Source organism: Streptomyces sp. NPDC043726, from assembly GCF_056436565.1.
In genome coordinates this window covers 261,492-281,467 of sequence record NZ_JBWKCI010000009.1, presented here as the reverse complement: position 1 = coordinate 281,467, position 19,976 = coordinate 261,492, and the positions used below count along the sequence as shown (strand labels likewise).

Here is a 19,976-nt window from a genome sequence, read left to right as displayed (position 1 = left end):
CTCCAGCCAGGGACCGTTCAGGCAGCCTAGGGGATGGACATGGCCCCGTCAGGAGCACCCGCTACCATGCGCCCCCATGAATGACGACGTGCGCAACATCGTCCTCGGCGTGGTGGCGGCGGCCATCAGCGCGGGACTGGGCTGGATCGCCCGTACCTATCTGTGGCGGCGCAAGCTCCGCCGCAAGCAGACGTTCTTCGGGCTGCCTGAGAACTCGGAGTCCCTGCTCGTCGTCAACCGCGACCCGTCCACCTCCGAGCCCGCGGTGCACCGCTTCGACGTGTTCGCCCTGCTGGAGCTCGCCGCGCTGATCAAGGACTGCGGGGCGCATCTGCAGATGGTGACCCAGGACGGTGTGCAGCAGGGCTTCGGTGAGCGCACCGAGTTCTGTGTGGGCGGTCCGGGGTCCAACCGGCGCATGCTGGCCCACATGTCGGCGATGCTGCCCGGGATACGCGTCAACATCGACCCCGAACCCGGCCCCGACCGCGGCGCCTTCCAGATCGGCAGCGAGCGCTACCGGCTGGAGGCGGGGGTCACCGAGTACGTCCTGCTGGCCCGGCTCACCGTGGGCGAACGGGGGGAGGCCCGTCCGGTGTTCCTCTTCTGCGGCCAGCGGGCCATCACCAACCAGGCCGCCACCCGCTATCTCGCCCGCAACCACGAGCGCCTCGCCCGCAAGCACGGCGGCAACTCCTTCGTCCTGCTGCTGAAGGTCGTCAACTCGCAGGCGTACGGCCCGGACGTGGTGGAGCTGGTGGCGGACGTGACCCGGGCCGCCCAGCAGCCGCTGCCGGTGACGGAGGCTCCGCGCAACTCGCACCGCGCCTCCTGAATTCGTTCACAGGCCAACAATCGTTACTCCCACGTAACTTACCGACGGGTTACCTGCGGTAAGAGCCCGCGGTTACCGTCGGGTCACTTTGCACTGACACGAGTGAGGAGTGACCCGTGGGACATCGCAAGGCTCTGCGCGCCACCGCCGTGGGCATCGTCTCGGCGACCCTCGTCGCGGGCATCGGCCCGGTCACCTCGGCATCGGCATCGGCGTCGACGGGAGGGGTCCGCTTCGTCGACATCAGCGGCGACGGCGGTACGACGCTCAAGGCGAACGTCGTCACCCCGGCCGGCGCCGACGGCTCGCGCCGCTTCCCGCTGCTGGTGTTCCCCACGAGCTGGGGCATGCCCCAGGTCGAGTACCTCGCCCAGGCCCAGCGGCTGGCCAACTCCGGTTACATCGTGGTCAGTTACAACGTCCGCGGCTTCTGGCAGTCCGGCGGCGAGATAGAAGTGGCCGGACCGCCCGACGTGGCCGACGCCTCCCGGGTGATCGACTGGGCGCTCGCCCACACCCCGGCCGACGCGGCCCGGATCGGCATGGGCGGGGTGTCGTACGGAGCGGGCATCAGCCTGCTCACCGCCGCCCAGGACGAACGGGTCAGAGCGGTCGCCGCGCTCAGCGGGTGGGCGGACCTGATCGACTCGATCTACTCGGGCCGCACCCAGCACACCCAGGCCGCCGCGCTGCTGGACGGCGCGAGCCTGGTCACCGGCCGGCAGAGCGCCGAACTCCGGGAGATCTTCGACGCGTTCCGGTCCTCCGACCTGAGCAAGGAGGACGCGATGATCGCCTGGGGGAAGAAACGTTCAGTCACGACCCACCTGGACCAGCTCAACACCAACGCCCCCGCCGTGCTGCTCGCCAACGCCTGGGGCGACTCGGTCTTCCCGCCCAACCAGTACGCGGACTTCTACGAGAAGCTCACCGGCCCCAAGCGCCTGCAGTTCCGCCCCGGCGACCACGCCACCGCCGAGCTGACCGGACTGCTCGGACTGCCCAACGACGTGTGGACCGACACCGAGCGCTGGTTCGACCACTACCTCAAGGGCGAGGCCAACGGCATCGACCAGGAGCAGCCGGTCCGGCTCAAGTCCCGTTCCACCGGCGGCTACGAGGGCTACCCGGACTGGAAGTCGGTCGGCGCGACGAGCCGGAAGATCGCCCTGGCGGGCTCCACCACGATCCGTGCGAACGTCAACTCCGGTGCGGACGCCGGACTCGTGCTGCTCTCCGGCCTCCTCGACCAGTTCGTCAAGCTGCCCCCGACGGCGTCCATCCCGCTGCTCCCCCGCCGCTGGGCGGCCGTATGGCAGTCGGAGAAGTACGCCACGGCCCAACGGGTGCGCGGCACGGCCCGGTTGCACACCACCCTCACCCCGACCGAGGAGAGCGGCACCCTCGTCGCCTACCTCTACGACGTGGGGCCGCTCGGCCTCGGCAAGCTGGTCAGCAACGCGCCGTACACCTTCCACGGACGTACGCCCGGCAAGCCGTTCGGCGTCGACCTGGAGCTGTTCTCCACGGCCTACGACGTCCCGGCAGGGCACCGGCTCGCCCTGGTCGTCGACACGGTCGACCCGCTCTACGGCGAGCACAACCCGACCGGCGCGCAGCTGACCTTCTCCTCGCCGGCGAACGACCCGAGTTACGTGTCGGTCCCGTTGCGCGAGCAGTGATCTCCGGCTGCCGCCGGGCGGGTATGGCTCTGTGTCTGCTGCCCCCCGCGGTCGAGGGGCCGCGGAGGGATCGAACCCCGGCAGCAGCGTCCCCTGTTCGACCGGCACGGTGTCCTTAGGGGGACGAACCGCTCATCGTAGTCGAGGCTCGGCGCGCGGCACTTCCGGGGCGGTGGGCGGGGCTTGAGGACACACGTGTGGTACGCGGCATGGGTCGCACTCCCCGCTCAGTGCTTGAGGATCTTGGACAGGAAGTCCCGGGCGCGCGCGCTCTCCGGGGTGGTGAAGAACCCCTCGGGATCGCGGTCCTCGACGATGCGGCCGTCGGACATGAAGACCACGCGGTTGGCCGCGGACCGGGCGAAGCCCATCTCATGGGTGACCACGACCATGGTCATGCCCTCGTGGGCCAATTGGCGCATCACCTCGAGGACTTCGTTGATCATCTCGGGGTCGAGCGCCGAGGTCGGCTCGTCGAAGAGCATGACCTTGGGGTCCATCGCGAGGGCGCGGGCGATGGCCACCCGCTGCTGCTGGCCGCCGGAGAGCTGGGCCGGGAACTTGTCTGCCTGGTCGGCGAGTCCCACCCGGTCCAGGAGTTCCCGCGAGCGCTTGTCCGCCTGCTCCTTCTTGCGTCCGCGGACCTTGACCTGGCCCAGCGAGATGTTCTGCAGCACGGTCTTGTGGGCGAAGAGGTTGAAGGACTGGAAGACCATGCCGACGTCCGCGCGCAGGCGCGCGAGGGGCTTGCCCTCGTCGGGCAGGGGCTGCCCGTCGAGCAGGATCGTGCCGGAGTGGATGGTCTCCAGCCGGTTGATCGCCCTGCACAGGGTCGACTTGCCCGACCCCGAAGGGCCGATGACCACGACCACCTCCCCCTTGCCGACGGTGAGGTTGACGTCCTGGAGGACGTGCAGCTCACCGAAGTACTTGTTGACGTCACGCAGCTCGATCAGCGGATCGACGACCATGCCCAGCCCCACTCGCTCTCAGCTGTGTCGTGGTTGCCGCAAACTACCCAGATAAGACGGGCGTTAACGGCCGACACGCACTTTTCGGGCATAAGCCGTATTTAAACCGCAGCTCAGGCCACTGATTCACGCCTCCGCGACTTCGCCGTAGAGCTGCGACAGCTCCGGCACGCCACTGGAGGCCCATTCGTGCCCGGAGGCGACGACATCGAACTCACGGCCCGAGGAGAGCCGTACGACAGGCTGGCCGTTGGGCCAGATTTCCCACTGTGCGCCCGGGACCGTGCGCACGATGACCGTGCCGAGGTAGAGGCCGGCGTCGTTGCCGAGCCAGGGCAGCACTTCCTCGTCGTCCCGCCAGCGCGGAATCAGCTGGTCGAGGGCCTCCAGCGAGGCCGCGGAGTCGTCGAGACGGACCCCCTCCCGGGCCGCCTGGGAACGCAGCAGATCGCACTCGGAGAGCAGTTCCGCGATGCCCTCGTGGCTGTCGTCACCATCGGAGAACACCGCGACGCCGAAGGCGGGACCGCGCCGTCTGCGCCAGCCGCCGAGGAAAGGGATGTTCATACGCTCAGCCTCGCACCGACCATGCCACCGGCACCACCGGCGCGCGGGAACCAGCCACCCGGAAACCTCTTGCCAAAGCTTATTCATCCTCCGTAGAGTTCATCAGGTCATGAGTTCAACGGATGTTGACTTTGGCCTTCCGGGAGGCGGGGACCCGTGCGGAAGATCCCATTCCAGGTGACCGAGGGCGGATCGGCCGCCCCTTCTGCCCACCGTCGTACGCCCTTCTCCGCCACGATCACGCCGTTCCGGACCGGACGTACGCCGGCCATGCCACCCCGCGTCGGACCGGGCCCGAGGGGCCGCGTGCCGACCGTGCCCAGCGCTCTCGCCGGACACCCACCGACCCCGCTCCCAGCGTCGTGAGCGGGCCCCGTCCGCGGGCGGCGCGATCGCTGCCGCCCCTCATCGAAGGGAACACGGACATGCCCGAAGAGACCAAGGTCATCCGAATCCACCTGGAGCCGAGCCCGGACGGCGTCACGCTCAGCGCGGTCAGCGCCGCCTCGGCCACCGCGCCCAGCGAGACGCTCCTGCTGGAAGCCACCAACATCACGGAGCCGACGGTCATCGAGGTCGAGGTCTGACCCCACTGCCGCGGCTACACGAACCGAAGCACAGCGAAACCCCCCGGGCTCGTAGAGGGACGGGTCCGCGGAAGAGCGCTCGAGGGAACCCCGGTGCCGCCGAGGGATCGGATTCGGGGCGAGCGCTGCACGGCCTTCCCGGCCCGTGAGGGACGGGCCGGGAAGGGCCGCGCGAACGCCGGGCGCGGCGCGGCCTTCCACAGCGCCCGGGCCGGAACAGGAGAGGAGACCGCGATGGGCGAGACGATCGGCTCGGGTGACGCGGACACGGACATCGCTCCGCCGTCGCCGGTGCACCGGACTCTCGCGAGCGGCTGGAACACCTCCGGCGGCACCGGAGTGACGCGGCACTCGCACGCCGGCGACGTCCTCCTCCACGGCGACCCCGTTCGGTGTCGAGGCGTTCTGCGACGGGCTGTCCTCCAGGGTGTGCACCCAACTCCCCGCAACGCAAGGGGCCGTGGCGAGCGCCCGGCCCACGGCCGACCGGAGGTGCGCCCATGAGCGTTCACTGTCATGTCCAGTGGCGCCGGGAGCCGGACGGCACCGCCTACCGCACCCGGCGGTCGTTTCCCGCCGGCCCGGCCCGCTCGACCGTGCTGCTCGCCGGTCCCGGCACGGTCTCCGCTCTCGACGGCGAGGGCCGCGACGACCTCCTCCTCGACCGCCTGACGGAGCGTCTGGTCGGCTCCGGAGCCCAGGTGTTGCAGTGCGACATGCCCGCCCGTGACCTCCTCGCGCCCGCCTCGGCGAGCGATGAGCTCAGACGCGCGGGGCGGCTCGGAGGACTGCTGGACGGCAACCGGCATCTGATGACCGGCCCGCTCTGCCTCGTGGGCTTCTCGCTCGGCGGGCAGGCGCTGCTGCGGCTCCTGGAGTCGGGCGCGCCGCCGCGCGCGGACCGCGTCGTCCTGATCGGCACGGTGGTGGAGACGGACACCTTCCTGACCTCGCGGATTCCCCTGATCGAGCTGATCTACGGCGGTTTCGACCTGGTCGGTTATCTGACCGAGGGTGCCGAGGACGAACTTCCGCCCGTGGTGTTCGAGCCGGCCATGTACGCCGACTGGTCCGCCCGCCGGCTGATCGGCACCCACTCGCCCGCGGTCCGGGTCCATGTGCTCGAAGGGCTGGGTCACACCCTGCATCCCTGCGGGCCCGGCCCGGCGCGCGATCCGCTGCCGGTTCTCACCTCGCTCGTCGGCGTCGGTTCATGACGTCACGTCAGTTCGCAGCACCACGGGAAAGGGAATCAGATGCCCGCCAGTGAGACCCTCTCCGGTCGGCAGGACGCAGGCACCGACGACGACCTCGCCGCAGGCGGGCTCCACCGGCCGTGCCCCACGACGCGGGCTCCGCACCAAGTGCTCGGGCACCGGACCGGCAGCGCCCTCCGCGACGTCGCCTGCGGCACCGGCGGGCCGGCCCTGTCCTTCGCGGACGAGTTCCCGGACCGTACGGTGAGTGCCGGCCAGGACCCCGCGCCGCTGGAGACGGTCCGGCGACTCGCCGCGCGGCGGTCGATGGCGGAACGGACCGTGCGGGCGGCGGTCGACCGGCTCCCCCATCCCGGCGGCTCGTTCGAGCTGGTCGTGTCCGGGCTCGCCGCGCCCCGCTTCCCCGACGGGCCGAAGGCCGTCCGGGAGACGACTCGGCTGCCGCGCCCCGGAGGGCGGCTCGCGGTGATCGACCCGGAGGGCCCCGCGGACCCTGTGATCGACGCGCTCGGCCACGAGTCGGAGAATCCGCGCGACCCCGGACACCGTCGCAGCCACCTCGTGGAAAGCTCGGTGCGCTTCTTCCGGGGCGCCGGTCTCGAGGTCGAGGCCGCGCGCGGCAGCCGGGTGGAGAGCCCGGCCGGGGCGCCGGTGAGACGCTGGTGCGAGACCGCCTCGCACAGCCCCGGGAAAGAGGCCGCGATCCGCCTCCGGGTCGCGGGGGCGCCGGCGGCCCACCGTGAGGCGCTGGGGATCCGCCGGTGCGGCGACGAGTTCCTCGTCCTCGTACGGACCTGCCTGGCGATCGGCGTCAAGCCGCTGGGCGGGGTGGGCTGACATGCCGATCATCAGGCTGTTCTCACCCGACGCGGGCCCCGGCCGCGCCGTCCTGGAGCGACTCGCCTGCGACGTCACGGAGTTACTGGAGTTGCCCGCCGGTCGCTGCTGGGTGTGGTGGCAGCGGCTCGAGCCGGGAACCTATCACCGGCCCGAATGGCGTAGCCGTGACGTCCGCCCGGCCCCGGTCGGGTTCGTGGTGTGCAAGGAGAGTTTCGGCAAGGACCAACTGCGCGCGCTGGTACTGCTTCTCCAGGAGCGGCTCGCGGAACTGCTCCAGGTGCCGGCGGACGAGATCTTCCTGACCGTGCAGCGGGCCGTCACCGGTGAGTTGCTGGTCCGGGACGAGGTCTGGTTCGCGCACCTGGAGGAGCCCCGGCCGGACGCCGTGACCGACCTGGTGCCGATCGGGCGCGTGCACACCGACCGCTCCGGCCTCTCCGACGACCACTGGGGCGACGTGACCTCGGTGATCCGGCTGGACGCCCAGCGGTTCACCCCCGAGGCACTGCTGGGCCTCGACACCTTCTCCCACCTGGAGGTCGTCTTCCACTTCCACCGGGTGGCACCGGAGAAGATCCACACCGGGGCCCGGCATCCGCGCGGCAACCCCGACTGGCCGCGGGCCGGGATCTTCGCCCAGCGCGCGAAGAACCGCCCCAACCGCATCGGGGTCTCGCGCTGCAGGCTGCTGAAGGTGGACGGGCTCGACATCCATGTGCGCGGCCTGGACGCCGTGGACGGCACACCGGTGCTCGACCTCAAGCCGTATCTGACGCAGTTCGGCCCGCGCGAGGACGTCGTACAGCCCGCGTGGGTCGACGAGTTGATGCGGCACTACTACTGATGCGGGACCGCCCCTGATCCTCCGCCGCCCACTGAACCTCCGACGATCGGAGCCGGCATGAAGAAGTCCGCCGCGCGGCAGCGGTTGCCGCGCAGCGCGCTCGCGCTGCTGGCCGCGGTGTTCGTGGACGCGCTCGGCAGCGGGCTCCACATGGCGGTCTCCGTCGTCTTCCTCACCCGCTACCTGGACCTGGGCAGCGCCGAGGTGGGGCTCGGCCTGGGCGTCGCGGGCGCGGTGTCCTTCGCGCTGCTGGTGCCCACCGGGATCCTGGCGGACCGGGCGGGACCGCGCCGGATGCTGATCGCCGCCCATCTGACCCGGGCGGCGCTGCTGGCGTGCTACCCGTTCGCGTCCTCCTTCGGGTCCTTCCTGCTCGTGGTCTCCCTGCTCGCGGTGGCCGACCGCGCCGCCTCGCCGCTGGTGCAGGGGCTGCTCGGGACGGCCGTGGACGCCGGGCAGCGGGTGCGCGCGATGGGCACGGCGCGGTCGCTGCAGAACCTGGGGCTCGCGCTCGGCGGTCTCGCGGCCGCCGGGGCGCTGCTGCGGGACAGCGACGGCGTGTACCTGACCGTCGTGTACGTCAACGCGCTGTCGTTCGTGCTGGCCGCGGCCGTGCTGACCCGGTTGCGGGCGGACGGGGCCGGCAAGGGCCGGCCGCTGCCGTGGAGGCGGCGGCTCGCTGTTTTCCGGGACCGCCGGTTCACCGTGCTGACCTGCCTCAACTCCGTGGCGAGCCTGCATGTGACGGTGCTGACCGTCGGCATCCCGCTGTGGGTGCTGGCCCACGACGAGCTGCCCCGGTCCGTGATCGCCTGGACGCTGGTGCTCAACACGGCCGTCGTGGTGCTCTTCCAGGTGCGCGCGGCCCGCGGCATCGAGTCCGCCGAGGACGGCGGCCGCGCGCTGCGGCTGAGCGGGCTGCTGCTCGCCGCCTGTTGCTGCGCGTCGGCCGCCACCGGGGCGCTGCCGACGGCCGCCGCGGTGACGGTGCTGCTCGGCGCGGTGGTGTTCCAGGCGTTCGCGGAGATGTACCAGCAGGCGGGCGCCTGGGCGATCTCCTACGACCTCGCGCCGGAGGACCGGCGCCAGGTCTATCTGGCCTTCTTCAGCCTGGGCAACGCCGCCCGCAACACCTACGGTCCGCTCGTCGTCACGTTCCTCGTGGTGGAGCCCGGCGCCGTGGGCTGGCTGCTGCTCGGTGCCCTGGCGCTCGGCTCGGGTGCCTGGTCGGCGCGAGCCGGCCGGCCGTCCGCCGTTTCCGGTGCGCCGACCGCACCGGCCGTATCGCTGACCTATGTCCAAGGAGAGACCCATGGCACCCACCCCTGAGCAATCCGTCATCATCGTCGGTGCGGGACCGACCGGCCTCGCGCTGGCCTGTGAACTCGCCGCCGCCGGCGTCGCCTGCACCGTGCTGGAGCGCCGTACCGAGTCGTCCGGGCAGTCCCGTGCCATGGCCCTGTACGCGAGGACGCTGGAGGTGCTCGATCTGCGCGGGCACGCCGACTCGCTCACCGCGGTGGGCCGGCCGGTCGGCCGGATGCTGCCGGCGCAGGGCGCCACGATCGACTTCACCGCGATCGACAGTCCCTTTCCGGCCTTGTACGTGGTCCCGCAGAGCCGCACCGAGGAGGCGCTGCAGCAGCGCGCGATCGACCTCGGGGTGATCGTGCAGCGCGGGGCCGAGGTGTTCGGCCTGGAGCAGGACGCCACCGGGGTACGGCTGCAGGTGCGCACCGAGTCCGGCGAGTGGGAGGAGTCCGCCGACTACGTGGTGGGCTGCGACGGCGCGCACAGCGCGGTGCGCGAGCTGTCGGGGATCGCCTTCCGCGGCCGTACGTACGACATCGCGCCGATCCTCGCGGACGTACGGCTGGAGACCCCGCCGCCGGAGGACGTGACGATCCTGACCGGGCGCGGCGCGATGATGGTGTCGGTGCCGTTCGGGGACGGGTTCTACCGGGTCGCGGTGGGGCACCGGGGCCACCCGTGGACGCGGGACGAGGTGACGCTGGAGGAGCTGTCGGAGCGGCTGACGGAGGTGCTCGGCTTCGACCCGAAGCCGCACGATCCGCGGTGGCTGGCCCGCTTCAAAATCCACCAGCGGCTCGCCGACCAGTACCGCACCGGCCGGGTGCTGCTGGCGGGCGACGCGGCGCATCTGCACTCCCCGCTCGGCGGACAGGGCCTCAACCTCGGTATCCAGGACGCCGTCAACCTCGGCTGGAAGCTGGCCGCCACGCTCCAGGGCTGGGCGCCGGCCGGACTGCTCGACACCTACCAGAGCGAGCGCCGGCCGCAGGCGCAGCGGATCCTGAAGGCCACCGACCACGCCACCCGGATGGCGACCCACCCCTCGCCGGTGGTGACGGGGCTGCGCCGGATGGTGCTGGCGCGGCTCCTCGGGCGGCGCAGGATCCAGAAGTTGGCGGGCGAGGCGCTCTCGGGGCTGCGGACCGGGTACGCCGGTCGGGGCCGTCCCGTCGCGCTGGGCGGCGCGCGGCTGCGCCCCGGACAGCGGGTGCCGGACCTCGCGGTGCCGCAGGCGGAGGGGGCTCCGGTGCGGCTGTACGAACTCATGCGTGACGGAAGGTTCCTGTTGCTCGACGTGAGCGCGGACGGCGCCGCCGCCGAGCTCGCGGACGCCTGGGGCTCGCGGGTCTGCCCGGTCCGGGTCGACGGTCCGCTTCCCCAACTCGCGGGCATCAGTACGGTGTTGGTCCGCCCGGACGGCTACGCTGCCTGGGTGGACAGCACCTCCTCGCCCGTCGGCCGGCAACAGCGCGTACGACAGGCGCTGCACCGCTGGTGCGGCACCGAGGGCCCGACCCCGCGGCGCCGGCCGCCCGCCGCCACCGCCGCCCCGGCCCGGCCGGCCCAGGGGGAACAGGTTGAGGCACCCGAAACGGAGCCCGCTCGCGCCGAGCACACGTGACGAGAGGACACCGTGCAGGACCCTCTCAGCCCGGCCGGATCTCTCGACCCGCGTCCCGCGCGGCGGGCCACCGCCGCGCGGGCACGCGCACGCACAGGACGCAGAAAGGCTCGTCGCCATGGCACAACGGCTGCTGTCGACGCGTTCCCAGCGCACCCGCGAGGCCATACTGCGCGCGGCGCGGATGCACTTCGCTGCCGACGGTTACCAGCGGTCGACGATACGGGCCATCGCGGCGACGGCGTCCATCGACCCGTCCATGGTCATGCGCTACTTCGGCAGCAAGGAGCAGCTCTTCGACGCGGCGCTCGACGTCGACCTGGGTCTACCCGACCTCACGGGCACTCCCGCGCGGCTGCTTCCGCAGGAGCTGATCACGCGCTTCCTCGCGCCGTGGGAGGACGACCTGGACGAGGGCTCGATGCGGCTGCTGCTGCGCTGCGCGGCGACCAACGAACGGGCGGCGGAGCATCTGCGGCAGATGCTGCACGAGCAGTTCACCAGCAGTCTGCGCGGCGCCCTGGGCGCGGAGCGGGCGGCGGTGTGCAGCGGGATACTGGCCGCTCAGTTGCTGGGTGTGGCCTTCACGCGCTACGTCCTGCGGCTCCGGCCGATCGCCGATCTGCCGGTGGCGGCGCTGGCGGAGCTGATCGCCCCCTCGATGCGAACAGTTCTGGCGGCGGAGTGAACAGGAACGGTCGAAGTAAGGAAGAACCCAAGACTCCGCATGTTCATGGTCTCGAGGTGTCCCACCTGATAAGATATTTTCACTGTACAGTGAATTCTTGTTCCGAAGCTCCCCATCCAGAGTGCAGTGATCTCATGACTTCCAGGCGTTCCAACGGTTCCGCTTCCGCCTCGGGGGAGCCCGAGAGGACCGGTTCCACAGACGTTCCGCCGGCCCGGCGGACGCGACCGAAGCGCGCCCGCAGCGGACGCCGCCCCGGCGACAGCGGCACCAGGGAACAGATCCTGGAATCTGCGCTCCATCTCTTCGCGGACCGCGGGTACGCCCGGACGACCATCCGCGCGATCGCCGAGCGGGCGGGCGTGGACCCGGCCCTGGTGCATCACTTCTTCACCAACAAGGAGGGAGTGTTCGACGCCGCGGTCAACTCCTCCTTCAGCGTCTCGGCCGCCTTCGACGGCATGCCGATCGCCGACGACGCCACCTCCGAGGCGACCTGGCTCGCCCACACCTACTTCTCCTTCTGGGAGAACGACCACACGCGCTACGCCATGACCGCCATCTACCGCGCGGGACTCGCCGACAGCGTCACGTCGGACGTGCTCAGGTACCGGATCGAGGCGAGCACCAAGGCCTGGACGAATTCGACGGGCTACAAGGAGGTCGCGGACTCCGAAGCCCGCGCGGCACTGGCCTCTGCCCACATCATCGGGCTGGCCATCCTGCGCTACGTCCTGAAGGTCCAGCCTTTGGCGGACATGGAGTACGACGAGTTCATCGCCTGGGTGGTACCGGCCCTCGAGCTGCGCCTGTCCATCGACCTGGAGCCCCGCAGGCCGGGTGAGCGCGTGGAGGGCTAGGCGCTCACTGTCGGGACCGGTCGCGTCGCCCGCCCGGAAGCCGGGAAGAGCCCGGCGGGCCAAGCCCCCTCGGCCGTCGCACAGGGCACGACATGGACCCGGAAGGCCCCCTGGGGCCCTCCGGGTCTCTTCGGTTCACAGGTCCGGCTTATCGCCTCGCCGCGGGTATCCGCGTCAGACGCCGTCGTGCCAGACGGCCTTCACGGCCATCATGGTGACGCCCGGCCCGACCGCCAGCAGCAGTCCGCGCGCCCCGTCAGCAGGCGGTTTGGCGAAGGTCCGCTCCAGCACCTCCAGCGCGGAGACCGAACCGACGTTGCCCACGTCGCGCAGCGAGTCACGGGTCGGGCCGAACAACAAGGGCGGTCCGCCGAGACCGGCGGCGAGGGTATCGATGATCTTGGGGCCCCCGGTGTGCGAGACGACGAACTCCGGGGCGCCGCCGCAGTCGGCCGGCGCCGAGGCGTCCAGCCAGTCGTTCAGCCTCGGCAGAACACCCCGGATCGCGTTCAGCAGCTCCGGCGAGTTGTAGCCGTGCAGTCCGTCGCCCGACGTACGGGTACCGACCACGTCCTGACTGCCGGAGTGCAGGCACTCCCAGGAACTGAGGAGCTCCATGTGGGGGCCGTTCGCCCGGCCGCGTACCACGCAGGCGCCGGCCGCGTCACCGAAGAGGCCCTTGAAGATCATCCCGTCCATGCCGGTGTCGACGGGATTGAGGTAGTAGCTGAACACGTCTGCGCAGACCACCAGGACCGTGGCGGCCGGACGGGCGGCGACCAGCTCCATGGCGGTGGAGAGGCCGAACACCCCACCGCAGCAGCCGACCTGGGTCACGGCTATCCGCCTGACCGACGGCCGCAGCCCCAGCCGCTGCACCAGCCGGACGTCGAGCCCGGGCATGGTGTGTCCAGTCGCACTGGTCACCACCACGGCGTCGACTTCACCGGGCACCACGCCGGCTTCCCGCAGCGCTCCCAGGGCGGCCCGCTCGGCCAGCTCCACGGAGTCGTGCAGGTGGTCGCGGGCCTGCTGGGCGAGCGAGTGCGGCGTGGCCAGCCGTTCGCCGGGGGGACGGGTGTACCAGCGCGTCTGGACGGTGGTGGCACGAATGGCCCGGCAGGCAGACTCGAGCCGCGGATGGTCCGGGTACAACTCCACGATCTGTTCGACGAGTTCGTCGGTTGTGACCTGATGGCGGGGCAGAGCGACGACGGGCGCGGTGACGACGGTCACGAGATCTCCAAAGCGGTGGAAGCCAACTGGTGAAGAAGGCACTGATCACGTCCAGCCCGGTGGTTTGGCACCCGAACGGCGTCGCAGTCGCCGTTCGTTGACTCTCGCCATGGAAATCTGCGCATGCCGAACACTCCCCCCGGTGTCTGACGGTGCTGTCCTTCGCGCGCGCCTGAGAGGCGCTACTCGCCGAGGGCGCACACGACGAACGGGCGCGCACGGCGGCACAAGGTGGTGCAGAAACGTTGCGTCAGAGGCCCTCTGATACCGGTGGCTTCCCGGGCTGGCCTCTGAACTCGAAGGTACGAGAGCGGAGTTGACTCCAACTAGAGCGAAATTCAACGCGCATGGAATTCAATCCGGGCGGACAGCCGAGACACCGGCCGCGGACAACCGCTTGCACCGGCCACCGGGATCACACCGAGAAAGGGCCGACCGCCATGCACGCACCACCGCACCACGCGGACCCCGACCCCTGGACCGAGCGCGCGGCCTGCCGCGACACCGACCCCGAGACGTTCTTCCCGCTCCCCGGAGCCTCCGGCGGCCTCGACCGGGAGGCCATCGCCAAACGGCTGTGCGGGCGCTGCCCGGTGGCCCGGGAGTGTCTGCGCGAGGCACTGCTGCGCGACGAGGGCGCCGGGATCTGGGGCGGGTTCAACGCGCGGGAACGACGTGAGCTGCTGCGTGTCGCCGGCACGCTGGAGGCCACCGGCGCGCAACTGGCCGCGTATCTGGCGGGCGGCGGGCGCAGGTTGAGCGCGACGCCCCGGGAGCGGCCGGCGTACGTGTGGTACCTGCGTCGGCACGGCTGGACTCCGCGCCGTATCGCGGGCGCCCTCGGCATCAGCTTCGGACAGGTCCAACAGGCATGGCAACTGGCTGAGTTGGCGTCCTCCTGCACACGCGGCCCGGTGAGCGGCATGCCGACGCCCCGGGCACCGCGCAAGCGGGTGCGCCGGCCGGCCGGGGAGCAGGGGGTGGTCGGCGTCGAACGCCCCGAGATACGCAGCGGCGTGACGGCCCTGGGCCGGACGCCGCTCTCCGGCTACGGCACCCGAGGCCGGGCCACGCCCCCGGAACGCCTCCCGATCCCACCCGCCGGAGGCCACCCGGCAGGACCGGTACCTACGGACCGCACTCGGTCAGCCCTTACGGGGGAGGGCCGGGGGGCGGCGGGGACCGCAGGGGGTATGCGGGCCGCGGCGACGGTGGAGGGGCGGCGGACTTCGGCGGGCGGTACGCGGGGTGTGGCGCCCGCGGACGAGGGGCCGGTTGCGGCGGGCGGTGCGCGGGGCGCGGTGCCCGCGGGCGGGCGGACGGTTGCGGCGGGCGGTGTGCGAGGTGCGGCGCCTGCGGACGGGCGGCCGACTCCGGGCGGTGTGCGAGGTGCGGCACCTGCGGACGGTCAACGCGCGCCGGGCGCGAATCCCGGGGACCGTACCCGCACGCAGGTCACCACTGACGGGCGACGACTGCCCGGCGGGACACCCCCGAACCCGCCACGCGGACCACTCACCCCTGACGGTCGGCGGGCCGCGAAGGCCGTCCCCACAAACCCTTCGCGCGGGCCTCTCGCCCCCAGCGGTCGGCGTGCGCCCGGAGCGATCCCCGCGCAGCCTGCCCGCGGACCGGTCGTCGGCGACGGTCGGCGCACCCCGGGTTCCGCCGCCGGGAACCCCTCATACGCGCCGCCGGCCCCCGACGGCCGGCGTACACGCGGGCCGATCCCCGCACAGCCGGGCCGCGGCCCGCTCGCCCCTGACGGACAGCGCACCCCGGGGACCGTCCCCCGGAACGCTGCCTACGCGGCGCCTGCCCGCGACGGACAACACACCCCGGGCACCACCCCCCACAACCCCGCCCACACACCGCTCACCCCCGACGGACAACACACCCCAGGCACCACCCCCCACAACCCCGCCCACACACCGCTCACCCCCGACGGACAACACACCCCGCGCACCACCCCCCACCACCCCGCCCACACACCGCTCACCCCCGACGGGCAGCGCGCCCCTCGGCCCGTCCCGCTGAACCCCTCGCCCGAGCCGCTCGGAGTGGAGGGGCGGCGGGGGGCGGGGGTGGTGTCGGCGGATCGGATGCGGGTGTTGCTCGCGTTGAAGGCTCGGCGGTTGCCGGAGAGGCCCCGGGTGACGTTGACCAGTGGGTCCGCGCGGACCTTCGTGGCCCCGGGGAGTCCTCGGGTCACCATCACCATCCGGCCCGTGCCGGGCAAGCCCCGCGGCGGGACGTCATGAGTGCCGCGAGCGCGCTCGACGCGCGCCGGCTCGCCGGGACCGTCGTCACGGACGACGGCGCCGAGATCGTCGTATACGCGCACGGGTCACCGGACGCCGAGGCCACCGTCCTGCTGTCGCACGGGTGGACCATGTCGGCGATCGACTGGCGGCCGATCATCGACGCGCTCACCCGGCCCCGGCCCGGGTTCCCCGCCCTGCGCGCGGTCACCTACGACCAGCGCGGGCACGGGCGGTCGACGAGGGGAACCGCGCCGTTGGACATGGCGCTGCTCGGGCAGGACCTCGACCTCGTGCTGCGCCGGGCGACCGCGCCGGAGGACGGCCCCGTCCTGCTCGTCGGACACTCCATGGGCGGTATGGCCGTACAGCAACTCGCCGCCGCTCGACCGGAGTTGTTCGGACCCTGGGTGTCCGGCGCCGCGCTGTTCTCTACCTGCGTGGAGGACGTCGGAGCGGTGCCGTTCGTCCCCCGGGACCGGAGCGCGCAGCGGCGGGCGCAGGCCGAACGGCTGCTGACCGACGGCCTGTTGCGCTCCCCCGGCTGGGCCAGGACCGTGCACCGGCTGCTCACCGGACCGCTCTCGCACCCCTCCACCGCCCCCCTGTGGCACGCCCTGTTCGGGCGGGGCCCGCAGACCGACTCCGCACGGGCCGACGCACACGCGATGCGGGCCATCCCGCCGCTGACCGTCGCCGAGTTCTTCGCCGCGCTCACCACCCACGACTGCGCGGGGCGGCTCGGCCCGCTCGGCCGGGTGCCGACCCGGATCCTCGTCGGCGCCCTGGACAGCTACACCCCACCCGCCCAGGCCCAGCGCCTGGCCGACGACATACCGGGAGCGACCCTGTACACCGTGCCGAAGCAGGGCCATGACCTGCCGTACGAGCGCCCCGTGCTGGTCGTGGAGACCGTCCAGGCGCTCCTGCGCGACCTACGAGAGCGGCGCGAGCCATCCCCGAGCGAGCCTCGGGAACTCGCCGTCGGAACGGGAGCGGAACGATGACCGGGCCCACGAACACGGCGGGCGAGGCCCTGCGCCCCGACGTCCTGAGGGCCCGGCGGATCGTGGTGAAGGTGGGTTCGTCCTCGCTGACGACGGCCGTCGGCGGCCTGGACTCGGACCGCGTGGACGCGCTCGTCGACGTCCTCGCCCGCACCCGGTCCACCGGCACCGAGATCGTGCTCGTCTCCTCGGGCGCCATCGCCGCCGGACTCGCCCCCCTGGGACTCACCGAACGCCCGCAGGACCTGGCCGGGCAGCAGGCGGCGGCCTGCGTGGGCCAGGGGCTGCTGGTCGCCCGGTACACGGCCTCCTTCGCCCGCTACGGGCTGCGGGTCGGCCAGGTCCTGCTCACCGCCGACGACATCGGCCGCCGCGCCCAGTACCGCAACGCCTACCGCGCGCTCGCCAAGGTGCTGTCCATGGGCGCGGTGCCGATCGTCAACGAGAACGACACGGTGGCGACGTCGGAGATCCGCTTCGGCGACAACGACCGGCTCGCCGCCCTCGTCTCCCACCTCGTCCGCGCCGACCTGCTGGTGCTGCTCTCCGACATCGACGGCCTCTACGACGGCGACCCCCGGCGGCCCGGGGCGCAGCGCCTGAAGGACGTGCACGGGCAACAGGACCTGGCGCACGTCGAGTTGGGCGGCACCGGGTCCAAGGTCGGCACCGGCGGCATGAAGACCAAGGTGGAGGCGGCGCGGATCGCCACCGGGGCGGGCGTGCCGGTGGTCCTCACCGCCGCCCGGCACGCCGCCGACGCCCTGGCCGGACGGGAGACGGGCACACTGTTCCACCGCACCGGGGACCGCAACTCGGACCATCTGCTGTGGCTGGAGCACGCCAGCAGCCCGCGCGGAACAGTGCAGTTGACCGCGGACGCGGTGCACGCCCTGGTCCAGGGGCGGGGGGCGCTGCCCGCGACGGGGGTGACCCGCGCCGCGGGTCAGTTCGTGGCGGGCGACCCGGTGGAACTCCTCGACGAGGAGGGCCGTGTGGTGGCCCGCGGTCTCGCCTCGCTCGGCTTCCAGGAGCTGTCGCTGCTGCGCGGGCGGTCCGGCCGCGAGGTGGTGCACCAGGACGACCTGGTCCTGCTCCCGGCCGCGGCCCGTGGTGGCCTGCCGGCCCAGCTGCGCCGCCAGGTCAGCGTACGGGTCCTGCCGGCCCGCGAGTACGCTGCGCGGGACGCGGGCGGGCCGGGGATCTGAGTCCGGACACAGGGCGGCGCCCGTCGCGGGATCCGACGGGCGCCGCCCTGTGTGGTGCTCCGGCGATCAGTCGATACTGCGGACGATGTGGAGTTCGCCGGGGTCGTTCTCGACCCCGGCGAGCCCCAGCGGCGGTGCCGGCACGGCGCGCCGGCGGCCCCGCCGCGCGTCGTCGTCCCGGTACACGAGCCGGCCCGCCGGCCTCGTCTTCGTGATGATGCGGATCTGCATGAACGGACCTCCCGTCTAGGTCAGTCGGGCGGTGGTTCCGCCCCTGGTGTGACCGTCGCCCACCAGGACGTACTTGGTGGTGGTCAGCGCGGTGAGACCCATGGGGCCGCGCGCGTGCAACTTCTGTGTGGATACGCCGAGTTCGGTGCCGAGGCCGAGCTGGCCGCCGTCGGCGAAGCGGGTGGAGGCGTTGACGGCGACGACCGCGGTGTCCAGTGCGGCGACGAACCGGCGTACGGCGGACTGCGAGTCGCTGACGATCGCCTCCGTGTGCCCGGTGCCGTACCGGCGGATGTGTTCGACGGCCTCGTCCAGGGAACCGACGACCGCGGCGGAGATCTCCAGATCGAGGTACTCACGGCCCCAGTCCTCGCCGTTGGCCGGGATGACGGCGGAATGGCAGGCCCGCACCCGTGCGTCGCCGTGCACGAGCACGCCCCGCTCGACCAGCGCGGACAGGGCGCGGGGCAGGAAGACGGGCGCCACGGCCGCGTGGACGAGCAGCGACTCGGCGGCGTTGCACACGGACGTCCGCTGGGTCTTGGCGTCGAGCAGGATCGCCAGCGCCTTGTCGAGATCGGCGTGTTCGTCGACGTAGACGTGGCAGTTGCCGACGCCGGTCTCGATCACGGGTACGGCGGACTCGCGCACGGTGGTCCGGATGAGCTCGGCACCGCCGCGCGGGACGAGGACGTCCACCAGGCCGCGCAGGGACATGAGTTCGCGTACGGCGGCGTGCGTGGTCCCGGGCACCATCTGCACGGCGTCGACGGGCACGCCGGTGTCCGCGAGCGCCTTGCGCATGGCCGCGACGAGGGCGGTGTTGGTGTGCCGGGCGGTCGACGAGCCGCGCAGCAGCGCGCAGTTGCCGCTCTTCAGGCAGAGGGCGGCGGCGTCGACGGTGACGTTGGGGCGTCCCTCGTAGATCATCCCGACCACGCCGAGGGGCACCCGTATCCGGCGTACCTCCAGGCCGTTGGGCATGACGGAGCCGTCCACCCCGGCGCCGACGGGGTCCGGCTGGGCGGCGAGGAAGCGTACGGTGCCGGCGAGCGCGTCCAGGTGCTCACGGGTGAGCGTCAACCGGTCCAGCACGCTCGCGGAGAGCCCGGCCGCACGGGCGGCGGCGAGATCGCGTTCGTTGGCGGCGAGGATGTCGGCGGGGTCGACGGTCAGCCGGCGGGCGATGGCGAACAGCGCGGCGTCGCGTACGTCACCGTGGATGCCGGCAAGGAGCCGGGCCGCGGTCCGGGCGGCGAGGGCAGCGCCCCGCACGTCCCCCTCGCCGGCCTCCGCGCGCTCGCTCCGGGTACCGACGGAGACATCGGTGGTCATTCCCCGCCGCCGTCCCCCACGACCGAGTCCACCTCGGCGGTGGGCGGCGGCGGGGGCTCGGCCCCAGACAACTCCGCCAGCATCACCCAGGCGAGCGCCTCGGCCTCTTCCGGGGCGACGGTGAGACCCGTACCAGTGCCACTCATAGGAACTCCCTGTGCTGTACGGACGCCGCCCCGAAGGACGCCGGGAACTCAACGACTGGTGAACTCACCCGACTTGAGCGTTACACGTGCCAGAACCCCCGACAAGACCGGCATTTCCAGCACCCGAGCCCCCCTGCCCCGACACTCGACCAAGCCTCCACGCCCACGAACGGCAAGGAGCCGACGCCCGCCCGGACACCCCAGGCGAGGCCGACCCTGAGACCAACCGAGCCCAACGAGACCCCACCGCCACCACCAGCCACCGACGCCACACCCACCCCCCCCCAATCGCCACCAGCAGCCGCCGACGGCGATTCCGCCCCACAAGGGCCACCCGCACCCGACCACGCAACCCGCACGGGCGGTACGGGCGGGAACCACCCCACGGCCGACGGCGAAGCCGAGGCCGAGCGGACGCCGCCAGCACCCCGCAGCCGCCGACGGCGATTCCGCCCCACAAGGGCCACCCGCACCCGACCACGCAACCCGCACGGGCGGTACGGGCGGGAACCACCCCACGGCCGAC

19 protein-coding genes are annotated in these 19,976 nt (G+C 72.3%); 13 read left to right on the top strand and 6 right to left on the bottom strand.

All coding sequences use genetic code 11. The features are described from left to right. Positions 1 to 76: 76 nt before the first annotated feature. Both AC068Z_RS26710 and AC068Z_RS26705 read left to right on the top strand, forming a co-directional pair. Positions 77 to 835, top strand: coding sequence for a hypothetical protein (locus tag AC068Z_RS26710; protein WP_478560539.1), 759 nt, complete (start codon positions 77 to 79; stop codon positions 833 to 835). Positions 836 to 951: 116 nt separating this feature from the next. Next, complete coding sequence (locus AC068Z_RS26705; protein WP_478560536.1) at positions 952 to 2,517, top strand: CocE/NonD family hydrolase; 1,566 nt, start codon at positions 952 to 954, stop codon at positions 2,515 to 2,517. A gap of 227 nt (positions 2,518 to 2,744) precedes the next feature. On the opposite strand, the gene AC068Z_RS26700 is transcribed toward AC068Z_RS26705, so the two are convergent. Further along, positions 2,745 to 3,488 carry an amino acid ABC transporter ATP-binding protein gene (locus AC068Z_RS26700; RefSeq protein ID WP_478560533.1) on the bottom strand — a complete coding sequence of 248 codons (744 nt, stop codon included), beginning with the start codon at positions 3,486 to 3,488 and terminating at the stop codon, positions 2,745 to 2,747. 126 nt (positions 3,489 to 3,614) lie between these two features. Beyond that, positions 3,615 to 4,055: a DUF6278 family protein gene (locus AC068Z_RS26695; protein WP_478560530.1), complete on the bottom strand. Its 441-nt coding sequence runs from the start codon at positions 4,053 to 4,055 to the stop codon at positions 3,615 to 3,617. A gap of 425 nt (positions 4,056 to 4,480) precedes the next feature. On the opposite strand from AC068Z_RS26695, the gene AC068Z_RS26690 reads away from it, so the two are divergent. The 8 genes from AC068Z_RS26690 (at position 4,481) to AC068Z_RS26655 (ending at position 12,026) form a co-directional block, all read left to right on the top strand. Then, positions 4,481 to 4,642: a hypothetical protein gene (locus AC068Z_RS26690; protein ID WP_451724008.1), complete on the top strand. Its 162-nt coding sequence runs from the start codon at positions 4,481 to 4,483 to the stop codon at positions 4,640 to 4,642. 500 nt (positions 4,643 to 5,142) lie between these two features. Then, positions 5,143 to 5,859, top strand: coding sequence for an alpha/beta fold hydrolase (locus AC068Z_RS26685; protein ID WP_478560526.1), 717 nt, complete (start codon positions 5,143 to 5,145; stop codon positions 5,857 to 5,859). Between the two features lie 39 nt (positions 5,860 to 5,898). Beyond that, positions 5,899 to 6,696, top strand: coding sequence for a class I SAM-dependent methyltransferase (locus AC068Z_RS26680; RefSeq protein ID WP_478560523.1), 798 nt, complete (start codon positions 5,899 to 5,901; stop codon positions 6,694 to 6,696). 400 nt (positions 6,697 to 7,096) lie between these two features. After that, the gene (locus AC068Z_RS26675) at positions 7,097 to 7,543 is read left to right on the top strand and encodes an SAM-dependent methyltransferase (RefSeq protein WP_478561002.1); all 447 of its coding nucleotides are present in this window, start codon (positions 7,097 to 7,099) and stop codon (positions 7,541 to 7,543) included. Between the two features lie 57 nt (positions 7,544 to 7,600). After that, on the top strand, positions 7,601 to 8,872 hold the full coding sequence (locus AC068Z_RS26670) for an MFS transporter (protein ID WP_478560520.1): 1,272 nt from the start codon (positions 7,601 to 7,603) through the stop codon (positions 8,870 to 8,872). Next, on the top strand, positions 8,856 to 10,478 hold the full coding sequence (locus tag AC068Z_RS26665; RefSeq protein ID WP_478560517.1) for an FAD-dependent monooxygenase: 1,623 nt from the start codon (positions 8,856 to 8,858) through the stop codon (positions 10,476 to 10,478). Before AC068Z_RS26670 ends, AC068Z_RS26665 begins: the two co-directional genes overlap by 17 nt. Before the next feature lie 118 nt (positions 10,479 to 10,596). After that, positions 10,597 to 11,166: a TetR/AcrR family transcriptional regulator gene (locus AC068Z_RS26660; RefSeq protein WP_478560514.1), complete on the top strand. Its 570-nt coding sequence runs from the start codon at positions 10,597 to 10,599 to the stop codon at positions 11,164 to 11,166. A gap of 134 nt (positions 11,167 to 11,300) precedes the next feature. Beyond that, positions 11,301 to 12,026, top strand: coding sequence for a TetR/AcrR family transcriptional regulator (locus tag AC068Z_RS26655; RefSeq protein WP_478560511.1), 726 nt, complete (start codon positions 11,301 to 11,303; stop codon positions 12,024 to 12,026). A 174-nt stretch (positions 12,027 to 12,200) separates the two neighbouring features. Here the strand turns inward: AC068Z_RS26655 and AC068Z_RS26650 are convergent, their stop codons facing one another. Continuing rightward, positions 12,201 to 13,262 carry a beta-ketoacyl-[acyl-carrier-protein] synthase family protein gene (locus AC068Z_RS26650; RefSeq protein ID WP_478560508.1) on the bottom strand — a complete coding sequence of 354 codons (1,062 nt, stop codon included), beginning with the start codon at positions 13,260 to 13,262 and terminating at the stop codon, positions 12,201 to 12,203. 347 nt (positions 13,263 to 13,609) lie between these two features. Here AC068Z_RS26650 and AC068Z_RS26645 point away from each other — a divergent pair, with 347 nt between their 5' ends. The 3 genes from AC068Z_RS26645 to proB are packed head-to-tail and all read left to right on the top strand — an operon-like array spanning position 13,610 to position 17,738. Further along, positions 13,610 to 15,523 carry a WhiB family transcriptional regulator gene (locus AC068Z_RS26645; RefSeq protein ID WP_478560505.1) on the top strand — a complete coding sequence of 638 codons (1,914 nt, stop codon included), beginning with the start codon at positions 13,610 to 13,612 and terminating at the stop codon, positions 15,521 to 15,523. Then, on the top strand, positions 15,520 to 16,530 hold the full coding sequence (locus AC068Z_RS26640) for an alpha/beta fold hydrolase (RefSeq protein WP_478560502.1): 1,011 nt from the start codon (positions 15,520 to 15,522) through the stop codon (positions 16,528 to 16,530). The genes AC068Z_RS26645 and AC068Z_RS26640 overlap by 4 nt, the downstream gene beginning before the upstream one ends. Further along, entirely contained in the window at positions 16,527 to 17,738 is a 1,212-nt protein-coding gene (proB, locus tag AC068Z_RS26635) for a glutamate 5-kinase (RefSeq protein ID WP_478560499.1), read from the top strand. Before AC068Z_RS26640 ends, proB begins: the two co-directional genes overlap by 4 nt. Positions 17,739 to 17,804: 66 nt before the next feature. On the opposite strand, the gene AC068Z_RS26630 is transcribed toward proB, so the two are convergent. Genes AC068Z_RS26630 through AC068Z_RS26620 form a run of 3 tightly spaced genes read right to left on the bottom strand, consistent with a single transcriptional unit; the run spans position 17,805 to position 19,450 of the window. Continuing rightward, complete coding sequence (locus tag AC068Z_RS26630; protein WP_478560496.1) at positions 17,805 to 17,969, bottom strand: hypothetical protein; 165 nt, start codon at positions 17,967 to 17,969, stop codon at positions 17,805 to 17,807. 15 nt (positions 17,970 to 17,984) lie between these two features. Next, positions 17,985 to 19,304 carry a glutamate-5-semialdehyde dehydrogenase gene (locus AC068Z_RS26625; RefSeq protein ID WP_478560493.1) on the bottom strand — a complete coding sequence of 440 codons (1,320 nt, stop codon included), beginning with the start codon at positions 19,302 to 19,304 and terminating at the stop codon, positions 17,985 to 17,987. Then, positions 19,301 to 19,450: a hypothetical protein gene (locus tag AC068Z_RS26620; RefSeq protein WP_478560490.1), complete on the bottom strand. Its 150-nt coding sequence runs from the start codon at positions 19,448 to 19,450 to the stop codon at positions 19,301 to 19,303. Before AC068Z_RS26620 ends, AC068Z_RS26625 begins: the two co-directional genes overlap by 4 nt. Positions 19,451 to 19,976 lie beyond the last annotated feature (526 nt).

Excerpts from the sequence above, each read along its gene's own strand:
- AC068Z_RS26710 (WP_478560539.1), top strand. The coding sequence starts at position 77 with ATGAATGACGACGTGCGCAACATCGTCCTCGGCGTGGTGGCGGCGGCC.
- proB (WP_478560499.1), top strand. The coding sequence starts at position 16,527 with ATGACCGGGCCCACGAACACGGCGGGCGAGGCCCTGCGCCCCGACGTC.
- AC068Z_RS26685 (WP_478560526.1), top strand. The coding sequence starts at position 5,143 with ATGAGCGTTCACTGTCATGTCCAGTGGCGCCGGGAGCCGGACGGCACC.
- AC068Z_RS26645 (WP_478560505.1), top strand. The coding sequence starts at position 13,610 with ATGGAATTCAATCCGGGCGGACAGCCGAGACACCGGCCGCGGACAACC.
- AC068Z_RS26660 (WP_478560514.1), top strand. The coding sequence starts at position 10,597 with ATGGCACAACGGCTGCTGTCGACGCGTTCCCAGCGCACCCGCGAGGCC.
- AC068Z_RS26655 (WP_478560511.1), top strand. The coding sequence starts at position 11,301 with ATGACTTCCAGGCGTTCCAACGGTTCCGCTTCCGCCTCGGGGGAGCCC.
- AC068Z_RS26690 (WP_451724008.1), top strand. The coding sequence starts at position 4,481 with ATGCCCGAAGAGACCAAGGTCATCCGAATCCACCTGGAGCCGAGCCCG.
- AC068Z_RS26695 (WP_478560530.1), bottom strand. The coding sequence starts at position 4,055 with ATGAACATCCCTTTCCTCGGCGGCTGGCGCAGACGGCGCGGTCCCGCC.
- AC068Z_RS26700 (WP_478560533.1), bottom strand. The coding sequence starts at position 3,488 with ATGGTCGTCGATCCGCTGATCGAGCTGCGTGACGTCAACAAGTACTTC.
- AC068Z_RS26630 (WP_478560496.1), bottom strand. The coding sequence starts at position 17,969 with ATGCAGATCCGCATCATCACGAAGACGAGGCCGGCGGGCCGGCTCGTG.
- AC068Z_RS26680 (WP_478560523.1), top strand. The coding sequence starts at position 5,899 with ATGCCCGCCAGTGAGACCCTCTCCGGTCGGCAGGACGCAGGCACCGAC.
- AC068Z_RS26625 (WP_478560493.1), bottom strand. The coding sequence starts at position 19,304 with ATGACCACCGATGTCTCCGTCGGTACCCGGAGCGAGCGCGCGGAGGCC.
- AC068Z_RS26665 (WP_478560517.1), top strand. The coding sequence starts at position 8,856 with ATGGCACCCACCCCTGAGCAATCCGTCATCATCGTCGGTGCGGGACCG.
- AC068Z_RS26620 (WP_478560490.1), bottom strand. The coding sequence starts at position 19,450 with ATGAGTGGCACTGGTACGGGTCTCACCGTCGCCCCGGAAGAGGCCGAG.
- AC068Z_RS26640 (WP_478560502.1), top strand. The coding sequence starts at position 15,520 with ATGAGTGCCGCGAGCGCGCTCGACGCGCGCCGGCTCGCCGGGACCGTC.
- AC068Z_RS26670 (WP_478560520.1), top strand. The coding sequence starts at position 7,601 with ATGAAGAAGTCCGCCGCGCGGCAGCGGTTGCCGCGCAGCGCGCTCGCG.